General features: G+C 70.9%; 10 protein-coding genes. 2 read left to right on the forward strand and 8 right to left on the reverse strand.

Annotated elements, in window-relative coordinates; all coding sequences use genetic code 11:
• Positions 1–52 precede the first annotated feature (52 nt).
• Positions 53–1990 (forward strand): glycosyltransferase family A protein, encoded by a 1938-nt coding sequence (locus ASD30_RS24935; protein ID WP_056688747.1) that lies wholly within the window; start codon positions 53–55, stop codon positions 1988–1990.
• A gap of 33 nt (positions 1991–2023) precedes the next feature.
• Here ASD30_RS24935 and ASD30_RS24940 read toward each other — a convergent pair whose 3' ends face one another.
• The 7 genes from ASD30_RS24940 to ASD30_RS24970 are packed head-to-tail and all read right to left on the reverse strand — an operon-like array spanning position 2024 to position 8763.
• Complete coding sequence (locus ASD30_RS24940; protein ID WP_162251056.1) at positions 2024–3073, reverse strand: sulfotransferase family 2 domain-containing protein; 1050 nt, start codon at positions 3071–3073, stop codon at positions 2024–2026.
• Between the two features lie 31 nt (positions 3074–3104).
• Positions 3105–3887, reverse strand: coding sequence for a type III pantothenate kinase (locus ASD30_RS24945; RefSeq protein ID WP_056688752.1), 783 nt, complete (start codon positions 3885–3887; stop codon positions 3105–3107).
• Positions 3884–4798 carry a carboxylating nicotinate-nucleotide diphosphorylase gene (gene nadC / locus ASD30_RS24950; protein ID WP_082564162.1) on the reverse strand — a complete coding sequence of 305 codons (915 nt, stop codon included), beginning with the start codon at positions 4796–4798 and terminating at the stop codon, positions 3884–3886. Before nadC ends, ASD30_RS24945 begins: the two co-directional genes overlap by 4 nt.
• On the reverse strand, positions 4795–6498 hold the full coding sequence (locus ASD30_RS24955) for an L-aspartate oxidase (RefSeq protein WP_056688755.1): 1704 nt from the start codon (positions 6496–6498) through the stop codon (positions 4795–4797). Before ASD30_RS24955 ends, nadC begins: the two co-directional genes overlap by 4 nt.
• Before the next feature lie 9 nt (positions 6499–6507).
• A complete protein-coding gene (gene panD / locus ASD30_RS24960; protein ID WP_056688758.1) occupies positions 6508–6927 on the reverse strand; it encodes an aspartate 1-decarboxylase in 420 nt (139 codons plus the stop codon).
• A gap of 19 nt (positions 6928–6946) precedes the next feature.
• Positions 6947–7858 carry a pantoate--beta-alanine ligase gene (gene panC, locus ASD30_RS24965; RefSeq protein WP_056688761.1) on the reverse strand — a complete coding sequence of 304 codons (912 nt, stop codon included), beginning with the start codon at positions 7856–7858 and terminating at the stop codon, positions 6947–6949.
• Positions 7855–8763, reverse strand: coding sequence for a Rossmann-like and DUF2520 domain-containing protein (locus ASD30_RS24970; protein WP_056688763.1), 909 nt, complete (start codon positions 8761–8763; stop codon positions 7855–7857). Before ASD30_RS24970 ends, panC begins: the two co-directional genes overlap by 4 nt.
• 181 nt (positions 8764–8944) lie before the next feature.
• Here ASD30_RS24970 and ASD30_RS24975 point away from each other — a divergent pair, with 181 nt between their 5' ends.
• Complete coding sequence (locus ASD30_RS24975) at positions 8945–9700, forward strand: SAM-dependent methyltransferase (protein WP_056688766.1); 756 nt, start codon at positions 8945–8947, stop codon at positions 9698–9700.
• Positions 9701–9710: 10 nt separating this feature from the next.
• Here the strand turns inward: ASD30_RS24975 and ASD30_RS24980 are convergent, their stop codons facing one another.
• Entirely contained in the window at positions 9711–11504 is a 1794-nt protein-coding gene (locus tag ASD30_RS24980) for a class I SAM-dependent methyltransferase (RefSeq protein ID WP_056688769.1), read from the reverse strand.
• Between the last annotated feature and the right edge of the window lie 134 nt (positions 11505–11638).

The raw sequence follows: 11638 nt of genomic DNA on the forward strand, positions 1-11638 counted from the left end.
GCGGGGGCGCCAGACGGCTACCCTTGCTGCTCCATCCCGCAGTGAGGTGTTCATGACGGTGCCCGATGTCAGTGTGATCATCCCGGCGTACAACGCATTGCCCTGGTTCCATCGTTGCCTGGACTCACTGGAAGCGCAGACCATCGGCACCGACCGGATGGAGATCATCGTCATCGACGACGGCTCCACCGACGGGACAGCGGAGGAGGCCGACCGGCGAGCACTCGCCCACGACGGGCTCTACCGGGTCGAGCACCACCCCGCCTCCGGCGGCCCCGCGGGCCCGCGCAACCGTGGGTTGGACATCGCCACCGGGCGTTACGTCTACTTCGTCGACGCTGACGACTACCTCGGCGTCGAGGCTCTGGAACGCCTGGTCACCGTCGCCGACGAGCAAGGATCCGACGTCGTCGCGGGCAGCCTGGCCAGTGACTCCGAGCGCGGCGTGGGCGCATCGGCCTTCCGCAGGACGGACCTGGACGCCGACCTCTTCACCTCACAGGCCTACTGGTCCATCTCGGTCCTGAAGCTCTACCGGCGGAGCATGGTGGAGGAGCACAAGATCAGGTTCCCCACCGAGTTCCCGGTGCTCAGCGACCAGCCGTTCGCGGTGCTCGCCTACCTGCGCGCCACGAAGATCAGCCTCCTCGCGGACTACGAGTACTACTGGGTCGTCCTTCGTGATGACGGCGGCAACATCACCTACTCCGGGAAGGCCGCCAGCCGGGTCGACGTCATCGAGTCGATGTGTGCCCTCCTGGTCCGCGAGGTTCCCGACCCCGACAAACGGGGCCGCCTGTTGGCCCGCCACTTCCAGCTCGAGTTGCAGCGCGTCCTGCTCGCCCTGCCGGAGCTCGATCCGAACGAGCAACGAGAGTTGCTGGTGCGGGTCGCAGCCCTGGTCGCGGAGCACCTCACTCCTTCCGTCATGAAGTGGCTCAGCCCGGACATGCGGCTCCTCTACCACCTGGTCGGACGAGACCTTCGTGAAGAGCTCGTCACCGCCGCCTCCGACGAGTCGGTGCGGCACAGGTCCTGGAAGGTCGGCATCAGCGACGGTCGGGCACACGCGCTTCTCCCCTACTTCCGCGACGCTGCCGTCGGTGTCCCCGACGAGGTGTACGACGTCACCGAGCGGTTGGGTTTCCGCCAGCACCTGACGTCTGTCTCCTGGAACGGGGCGACCCTGCACCTGGAGGGCGAAGCAGCCTGGGACCGGACGCCCGCCGACTCGGTGGGAACCGTCACCATGCGTCTGCACAGTCGAGACGAACCCGGCACCGACCACCTGGTGACTGCTCGACGTGGCGACGGCGACACGTTCCGGGCCGACCTCGACACGCTCGCGCTCGGCGGCGATCGGCTGCATGACGCGATCTGGGACGTCCACACGCAACTGAGCCACGAGGGCCTCACCCGGGAGCAACAGACTCGGTTGGGCGAGGACGCGGTCACCGGTGACGAGCCGTTCCTGCACTGGGAGATCACGGACGGCTGGACCGTCGCGTCGTACCTCAGTCCCGACCGGCGCCTCAAGCTCGACGTCGGGCAACGCAAGCACCGCGTCGGCAAGATGCTCCGCGACTGGCGCGTCTCCTGGCAGGCCGGGGACCTGGTGGTCGAGGGCCGCCTCGATCTCGATCTCGATGCGCCCCTGAGCCTGATCGCCCGGAAGGACAAGGAGTCGGTCGAGCGCGAGGTGTCACTCGCCGCCGGGCAGTTCAGCGGACGGATCCCGGTCGGCGACCTCGAGCCCGGAAGATGGATCGTCCGCATACGGGCCGGGCAGCCCCCGCACCACGAGAGGTTCGCGGTTCCGGCGCCCACCGGTCTCGGCACCCACACCGTGGGCAAGGGGCTCAGGCAGGTCGTCGCGGAGGCGGTCACCCTGAAGAGTGGCGGCCTGGCCGTCGATGTCGTCGCGTCGAGCCCACTGCGTTCGGTGACCCAGGCACTTCGCCAGCGGGCCGCCGGCCAGGACAGGACCTAGGAGTCGGGGCCCACCCAGGCATGCGGGCCGACGTCAGCCCCTGCGGGCTTTCGCCAGACGCCTGCGGACCCGGCCGGCCGACCTCCGGGCCCGGCTTCCGGCCTTGCGGATCGGGTTGACCGACAACCGGGCGACGTCGTCCTCGAGGGCGGCGATCCGCTTGCGGGACTGGTCGTTCTCGGCGCGCTCGGTGCGGGCGAGTCGGTGAAGCTCGTCGATACGCCGGCCGAGCTGCGACTCGGTCTCACATGCGGCCAGATCCTTGTCGCTCCACGGCTCAGCGGCCTCCGTGCGGGAGAAGTCCCAGAGGTGGCCGAAGCGGTCGAAGTCATCTGCATACAGCTCTTCGATGCGTTCGCGGATGCCGTTCTCGAAGAGCGCCCCGATGGGTCGCAGGGGCGTCGGGTTCGCCCGTGGAACATGCACCTCGCCCTGGTATCCGACCTTCGTCAGGTGCTCGGAGAGATCACTCGTGAGCTGCTTGAACTCGCTGATCTCATAGACGCGGGTGTAGGGGATCGCGTGCTCGACCAGCATGTCGACCTGCCCACGGAAGTGGGGGTCTCGACGGAGAATGTGCTGGGGCTCGTTCTCGAAGAAGGCAACGAACTTTGCGAAGTCCTCGATGACGCTCTCGCGGGTGAGCGGATGACGGGGGTACCAGTCCCGGTTCCGGAACTGCGTGATGTGCGGGTTCTCCATCAGGACCTTGTTCTGCCACGCGGAGAACAATCGGAGCCTCGGGTCTCGCACGACAGCGAAGATGAACCAGTCGTTGTCGGGACGGATCTCGGCACGCTCTTCGGGAGTGAGCTGGCTCAGGCGTGGAGACACCTGCCACAGGTCACGGTTGTGCACGGCCTCCGAGTCCGCGATGTAGCCGCTCCAGCCGGCCTTGAAGGTGGAGAGGTCCTCGCCGGCGAGGTCCGCCATCATCCACTTCAGACTGGTGCACGCGTTCTTGTTCAGCGACTCGAACATCACCTTGGCCTCGGGTGCCAGGTAGGTGCGCAGGACCGCCCCGGGCACCTCACGCATGGCTTGGAACATCGCATCGTCCGGCGGTGACAGTTCCTCGCTCATGACCGAAAGCATAGGCGGAGGCTACCCGGCGCTACGCCGGGGTGTTGCGGTGGAAAACGATTTCGAGACCGATGAGTGTCAGGTGCGGCGCGAACGAGGTCAGGGTGCCGCACTCGTCGAGCACGATCGGCGCCATGTGGCCCGTCGCCACGACGTTCACCGATTCGCTCGGCTCGCCGAGCTCGGCGATCATGCGGGTGGTCAGGCCGTCGACCATGCTGGAGTAGCCGTAGAGCATGCCCGACTGCAGGGCCTCGACGGTGTTCTTGGCGATCACGGTGCGCGGCCGCAGGATCTCGACCTTGCGCAGCTGTGCACCACGCCGGCCCAGCGCCTCCAGGGAGATCTCGAGGCCGGGCGCGATCGCGCCACCGACGTACTCACCGTTGGCGCTGATCACGTCGAAGGTGGTCGCCGTGCCGAAGTCGACCACCACCGTCGGGCCGTCGTACAGCTGTGCCGCGGCGAGGGCGTTGATGATGCGGTCGGCGCCGACCTCGCGAGGGTTGTCCATCAGCACCGGGACCCCGGTGCGGATGCCGGGCTCGACCACGACGGCCGGCACCGTCGGGTAGTGGCCGGTGAGCATCTCGCGCCATTCGTGGAGTACGGCGGGCACTGTCGAGCACACCGCGATGCCGGTCAGGTCGGCCTCGTCGATCGCGCCGGAGACGAGGCCGCGCACGAGGACGGCCCACTCGTCGGAGGTGCGGCGCTCGTCGGTGGAGACCCGCCAGTGGGCGGCGACCTGTCCGCCGTCGAGGAGGCCGAGCACGGTGTGGCTGTTGCCGATGTCGGCGGCCAGGACCGTCACGGCCGTAGGTCCATCGCGATGTCCATGACCCTGGCGGAGTGGGTCAGCGCACCGACGGCCAGGAAGTCGACCCCGGTGGCGCCGTACTCGGCGGCGTCCTCGAGGGTCAGCCCGCCGGAGGACTCGAGGGTGGCCCGGCCCGCGGTCAGCGCGACCGCCTCCCGCAGGGTGGCCGGGTCCATGTTGTCGAGCAGGATCCGGTCGACCCCGATCTCGAGCAGCTGGCGCAGCTGGTCGAGCGAGTCGACCTCCACCTGCACCGGCACCTTGGGGTAGCGCGCCCGGATCAGGTTGTAGGCCTCGACGACCCCGCCGGCAGCCACGACGTGGTTGTCCTTGACCAGTGCCATGTCGGAGAGGGAGTGCCGGTGGTTGACCCCGCCGCCGGCGCGGACGGCGTACTTCTCGAGGTCACGCCAGCCGGGAATGGTCTTGCGGGTGTCGCGGACCCGGGCGCCGGTGCCCTCGAGCGCACGCACCCAGTCGGCGGTCGCCGACGCGACGCCGGAGAGGTGGCAGGTGAAGTTCAGGGCGGTGCGCTCGGCGGTCAGCAGCAACGCCGTGGGGCCGGTGACGGTGAGCAGCACGTCGCCCTTGCTGACCCGGGTGCCGTCCCTGACCGGCCGCTCGACCGTGATGTCGTTGCCCATCACGTAGCGGAAGACCAGCTCCCCGAGGGCCAGGCCGGCCACGGTGCCGTCCTCGCGGGCCACGAAGTCGGCGGTCTCGACCTGGTCGGCGGGGATGGTCGCCCAGCTGGTCACGTCGTCGCCGGGGAGGTCCTCGGCGAGGGCCGCGACGACCGCGCGGTGGATCGCCCGAGCCTCGAGGCCCGCCTCACCGAGCTCGACGGCCAGGTTGGCGGGCATGTCGTCACACGGCAGGGCGACGATGCGGTCGACGGCACTCATGGGCGGGCTCCTGCCGGCTCGGCGGGGTGGGACGGGTCGGTCGAGGGCGCCGGGTGGAACGTGACGTCGAGGTCGTCACCGACGAGGTGGGCGTCGAAGTGGCCGGACCACGCCTCGTCGCGCTCGGGGAAGTCCTCGCGCCAGTGCGACCCGCGGGTCTCGCGGCGGCCGAGTGCGGCCTGCGCCAGGGCGGTGGCGATGGTCAGCAGGTTGGTCGCCTCCCAGGCCTCCACCCCCTCCTCGCCGGTCGTGGCGGCCAGCGCCGGGAGCTCGGCGAGGGCCTTGCGGACGCCGTCCTCGCTGCGCAGCACGCCGACGTACTCGGTCATCAGGGTCTGCATCTCGGGGCGGCAGGCGGCCGAGGCGACGTGCGCCTCCCGGTCGTCGTCGACCGGGTCCGCCCACGGCCGCAGCTCGCCGGGCAGTACGTCGGCGATGCGGCGCGAGAACACGAGGCCCTCGAGCAGCGAGTTGGAGGCCAGCCGGTTGGCGCCGTGCACGCCCGAGCAGGCGACCTCGCCGGTGGCGTAGAGGCCGGCCACGTCGGAGCGACCGAACAGGTCGGTGGCCACGCCGCCCGAGGCGAAGTGGTGTGCGGGAGCCACCGGGATCAGCTCGCTGATCGGGTCGACGCCGTGGGAGCGGCAGACCCCGAGGATCGTCGGGAAGCGCTTCTCCCAGAACTCTTCGCCGAGGTGGCGGGCGTCGAGCCACATGTGGGCCTTGCCGGTCTCGTGCATGCGGCGGGTGATCGCCTTGGCCACCACGTCGCGCGGCGCCAGGTCGGCGAGCTCGTGCTGCCCCTGCATGAACCGGTTGCCCTCGAAGTCGACCAGGAACGCGCCCTCGCCCCGGACCGCCTCGGAGATCAGCGGCTGCTGGCCGCGGGACTCGGGGCCGAGGTACATCACGGTGGGGTGGAACTGCACGAACTCGAGGTCGCGCAGCGCGGCTCCTCCGCGCAGGGCCAGCGCCATGCCGTCGCCGGTGGAGACCGACGGGTTGGTCGACTGGGCGAAGACCTGGCCCAGGCCGCCGCTGGCCAGCACCACCGCGCGGCAGCGCACGGCGCCGACGCCGTTGCGCTGCCCTTCGCCGATCACGTGCAGGGTCACCCCGGCGACGCCGCCGTCGGCCGCGCGCATCAGGTCGATGGCCAGCGCGTGCTGGATGACCTCGATCTCGGGGGCGGCCTCGACCGCGGCGATCAACGCGCGCTGGATCTCGGCACCTGTGGCGTCCCCGCCGGCGTGCGCGATGCGGTCGCGGTGGTGGCCGCCCTCACGGGTCAGCGAGAGCACGCCGTCGTGGTGGTCGAAGTTGGTGCCGAGGGCGATCAGCTCGCGCACCGCATCGGGCCCCTCGGTGACCAGGACGCGTACGGCGTCGGTGTCGCAGGCCCCGGCGCCGGCCACGAGGGTGTCGCGCTCGTGCTGCTCGGGGGTGTCGCCCGGGCCGAGCGCGGCGGCGATGCCGCCCTGGGCCCACTGTGTGGAGCCGGCGTTGAGGACGTCCTTGGTGACCACGAGGACCGTGGCACCGTCGTCGTCGGGCCTCTCCCGGAGGGCGGCATGGATGCGCAGGGCAGCGGTGAGCCCGGCGATGCCGGAGCCGATGACCACGACGTCTGAGCGCGTGGTCCAACCGGGCTCGGGGGCACTGAGGCGTCCCGCCAGTCCGGCGTTCTCGAGGAGGGCCATTCGGGCAGGTTAGCGGCTGGCCGTGACGTCGCCGCGCAGCAGGCCGGACCCCTCGGGCGCCTCGGCCGGGTCGAACCCGGTGGCCAGGACCTTGTTGTCGGCGTCGACGAAGACCACCGACGGCTTGTACTCCTTGGCCTCGGCGGTGTCCATCTGGCCGTAGCCGATCAGGATCACCACGTCACCCGGGTGCACGAGGCGGGCTGCGGCACCGTTGATGCCGATGACGCCCGAGCCACGCTCTCCCGCGATCGTGTAGGTCTCGAGGCGGGCGCCGTTGGTGACGTCGACGATGTGGACCAGCTCGCCGGAGAGCAGGTCGGCGGCGTCGAGGAGGTCTTCGTCGACCGTGACCGACCCGACGTAGTGCAGGTCCGCCTGGGTGACGGTCGCGCGGTGGATCTTGCTCTTCATCATGGTGCGCAGCATGTGCTGTCTCCCTTGTTGGTTACGGAGTTCGGAGAGCCGCGGACGGCTCCGGGTGGTCGGCGGTGCCCAGGTGGACGGGCATGTTGTCGATCAGGCGGGTGCTGCCCACGCGGGCGGCGATGATCACCCGGGCCTCACCGTGTGCGGGGGCCGGGCCCAGGTCGGTTCCGGTGATCACGAGGTAGTCGAGGTCGACGCCGTCGGAGGCGCGCAGCTCGGCGCGGGCCGCGGCCAGGGCCGAGTCGGCGCCGTACATCGCGTTCTCGCGGGCCCGCAGGAGTGTGCGGGACAGGGCGACCGCGTGCTCGCGGTCGGCCGGCTCGAGGTAGCGGTTGCGCGAGCTCAGGGCCAGGCCGTCGGGCTCGCGGACGGTCTCGCCGCCGACCACCTCGATGCCCATGCAGAGGTCGTCGACCATGCGACGGATCAGGGCGAGCTGCTGGTAGTCCTTCTGCCCGAAGACCGCCACGTCGGGGCGGACCAGGCCGAAGAGCTTGGCGACCACGATCAGCACGCCGCGGAAGTGGCCGGGCCGCGTGGCGCCTTCGAGGATCGAGCCGAGCGGCCCCGGGTCGAGGGTCACCTGCGGCTCGACGACACCGTCGACCGAGCCGGGGTAGACCTCGTCGACGGCCGGCGCGAACACGATGTCGACACCGTGCTCGCCGCACAGCGCCAGGTCGGCGTCGAGGGTGCGGGGGTAGCGGTCGAGGTCTTCCCCGGCGCCGAACTGGAGCGGGTTGACGAAGATCGAGACGACGACGGGGCCGTCGCCGACCTCGGCCCGGGCCGCCTCCATGAGGGAGGCGTGCCCGACGTGGAGCGCACCCATGGTGGGCACGAAGCCGACCCGCTTGCCGGCGCCGCGGGCGTCGGCGAGCAGGCCGAGGAGCTCCTCGCGGGTGCTCGCGAGAACGGGGGTGGAGGTCATCGCCGGACGACTCCGGCGACCGGGAGCGTGGTCGCGACGGCGCCGTCGAGGACGCGGGTGAGCGTGGCTGCACGGATCGGCAGCAGGCGGCCGTCGGAGACCGCGCGGGACAGCGTGGCGCGGGCCATCGCGACGTACGACGGCACGGTCTGCGGCGCCGAGACCGCGAGGTCGACGAGGTGTGCACGGACGGTGTTGACGTCACCGCGCACGATCGGGCCGGTCAGCGCAGCGTCGCCGTGGTTGAGCGCGTTGTCGAGGGCCGCCTCGAGGAGCGGGCGGAGGGTGCCGGCCGGGTCGTCGCCACCGGCGGCGACCAGCATCTCCATCGCCTCGGCGACGAGGGTGACGAGGTGGTTGGCACCGTGGGCGAGACCGGCGTGGTAGAGGATCCGCTTGTCCTCCGGCACCCACATCGGGCGGCCGCCGAGGTCGGCGACCAGGGACTCGGTGAAGCGGCGTTCGGCCGGACCGGCGGTCACGCCGAACACGATGTCGTGCAACCGGTCGAGGTCGAGCTCCGTGCCGGTGAAGGTCATCGCGGGGTGCAGGGCCACGGCGCGGGCGCCGAGGGCGGTGGCCGGAGCCAGCACCTCGAGGCCGTGCCGGCCGGAGGTGTGGACGACGAACTGGCCGTCGCGCAGGGAACCGCTGGCGGACAGCATCTGCACGACGTTGTCGAGCATGTCGTCGGGCACGGTGAGCAGGAGGACGTCGCAGGCCCGGGCCACGGCGCTCGGCTTGTCGACGACGACACCGGGCAGCAGCGCGTCGATGCGGCTGCGGGAGGCGTCGGACTCACCGGCGACGGCCACGATCTCGTGGCCCGCGGTGCGGAGCGCGGATGCGAGTACGGCGCCGACGCGTCCTGCGCCGACCACGCCGATACGGAGCGGTTCAGACATGTGCTGCAAGCCTTTCGTTCCAGTCCCTCCGATTTCCTGCTCCTCGTGCGAGGGGCTGGCCGGTGTGGGTACCAGACGGTGTGCCTTCAGTTGATTGCAACAACGAGGCTACGCCGATCGTTTCCGGCTGGGAACAAGCCGGTCGGTGGGATGGATCACAGCCCGCGTAACCTCCTTGACCATGAGCACCACCAGTCTCGGCATGCCCGCGTTGCCTCCCCGGACCGCCCAACCGACGTGGAAACAGGCCTGGGACTCCGCGCTCTACGGCCCCGACGGCTACCTGCGCACCCAGCCGGTGGCGCTGGAACGCGACCGCGACGAGCTCGTGGACTTCCTGCTGCCCCGACTGCGCCAGCACTCGTCCGTCGCCCTGCTCGGAGCGGCCGGCACGCTGGCCCCCTCGCTCTCCGGGCTGCTTCCCGGCGTCTCGCTCCGACCCGACCTCCCCACCGGGTTCCACGGCATCGTGGTGGCCGTCGACTGGCTCTCCCACGTGCCGACCCACGTCGTACAGGCCGATGACGACGGCCGCCCGCGCATCGTGCACGTCGACCCGATCTCCGGCCAGGAGTCACTCGGCCTGCTGCTCTCCGACCCCGGGGTTCCGCCGACGCTGCGCGAGTGGCAGGAGTCGTACTGGCCGCTCGAGGCCGACTTCGCGCGCGCCGAGATCGGCACCACCCGTGAGGCGGCTTGGCGCGACGTACTGCGGTGCCTGGAGTCCGGCGAGGCGATCGCGGTCGAGCACGGGCACCAGCTCGACGACCGGCCCGAGGCGGGCACCCTGCGCGCGCCCGGCGACCTGCCGGCGATCCCCGACGGCACTCGCGACCTGTCGGCCGACGTCGCGCTCGACGCACTCGTCGAGGCGTGCGGCGGCGCCGTCGTCACGACCGACGGCCCCCAGCGCATCGAGTGGAGCAGCCGGGGCTGACGACGCTTCGTCAGGCCGACCCACGGCGCGCGATCACCCGGTAGAGCACCGGGTCCTCGTTGCGGTACGGCGACAGCCCGGTGCCCTCGATGTCGTAGAGCACCTCGAAGCCGTGGCGCTCCTCGAGGGAGCTGCGGAACGTCTCGGCGGACTGGAACCGGCGGTAGTGGTTGCCGTGGATCTTGGCGTTCGCCTCGTCCTTGTCGGTGCGGAACTCGGCGGCGAACAGGTCGCCCGGGCGCGCAGTGGAGGCGATCGCGTCGAGGACGACGTCCTGCACCTGCTCGTGGACGGCATGCAGGAAGAAGCGGAGGTAGAACGCGACCGGGCCCTCAGCGCCTGCGATGACCTCTTCGAGGCTGGCCTCCAGTGCGCCGGGCACGGCCACGTCGCACACCACGAACGCCACCCGCTCCAGGCCCGCCTCCGTGGCCCCGTGGGTGGCGTGGTCGATGGCCACCACGGACTGGTCCAGGCCCACGACCCGTCGGCCGGCGGCGCCGAACGCCCGTGAGTCGCGACCGTCGCCGCAGCCGATGTCGACGACGGTGCCGGGCAGGTCGGGTCGCGCGGAGACGAGGTCGAAGAAGGTCGACCCGTCGGCGAAGCTGTTGCGCGCGTAGAAGGCGGCCCAGTAGACACGGGAGCGCTGGGCGTCGCTCAACGTGGCGTCGTCGGCCACGTCGGTGCGGCTCAGGGTCCAGTTGAAGCCAGGCTTGGGCAGCCGCCAGTCGTCGCCGTACACGTGCTCGACCATCTGCTCGGCGTTGGCCGGCACCAGCACCCGGCCGCCGGGGAAGTCGACGGCCTTCGTGCCCGTCCAGTCGCCGCGCGTGAGGGTGCTCGTGCCGGCCACGCCCCACGGGCAGCGCAGCCGCTCGTCGTCGTCGAAGAAGAGGTGGAACAGGTCGATGCGCAGGCGGCGCTGGTCGGGGTCGTGGATGTGCAGCATGCGGTGGCGCAGGTCGACGTGGAGTCCGGCCTCGAGCAGTGCGAGGGCGATCTCGACCAGCTCGGCCGCCGCTTCTGGTCCAGTGGTGTGACCGGAGACGTAGGCGCAGTCGAAGTCTGCGTCGTGGCCGATGTAGCCGCCTTCACGCACGGCGCCGAGCAGCGTGCCGTACATCGCGAACACGTCGTGGCCGAACCGCTCGCCGACGACCTCGGCGGTGCGCCGGTAGAGGCCCATCATCGCGGCCTGCCACTCGGTGTCGACCTTCTTCGACAGCGTGATGTGGCCGAACTGGGTGAGCACGTGGCCGTCGGCGACCCGCTCTGCGAGGTCCTCGGGGGTCAGGTCGCCGTTGCTGCGCGGGGAGAGGTAGGTGCCGTGGCCGACGATCGGAAGCGCCTGGTCGAGGTGGCGCACGGTGAGCTGGTGTCTGCGTTGCATGAAGGCCCAGACGCCCTGGATCTGGAACGAGAACGTGCGGATCTCGTCGGGTGAGTTGCGCCGGCCCTCACGCGGTCCAGCGGCCACCCCCCGCTTCACGGGCACCTGGTCCTCGGCGCGACCCTCGTCGCTCCACGAGACCGCCATGCCGTCCATCGATCCGCCCGCGGTGGGGTACGTCGACGAGAGCTGCACGTGGCCGACGTGCAGCGTCACCGGCGTCGGCGGGGTGCCGGCCGGCACCGAGATCCATCCGGCGAGCTGCTTGCGACCGACTCGTTCGACGACACCGAGGACCTGTGGAGCGCCTGTGTTCGGACGGGCCTCGCGAAGCCGGGTCCGCACCCGCCGTGCGACCGCCCCGGCCCGTCGTCGTACTTCCCCGGTCAGTCCGGCGTCCCGGTCCGGCATGCGTTCTCCAGTCTGCTCTGCGTGATGGCTCGGCCCTGCTCTTCGAATTGACCCACCTTGCCAGAGACGCCACCCGCTTCGTCGGAGGTGCCACCCCGGGTCACGTCGGCCGACCCCGGGCCCGGCTCCCGGTC

Origin of the sequence: Nocardioides sp. Root140, from assembly GCF_001426745.1 — a bacterium.
Classification (GTDB): Bacteria; Actinomycetota; Actinomycetes; order Propionibacteriales; family Nocardioidaceae; genus Nocardioides.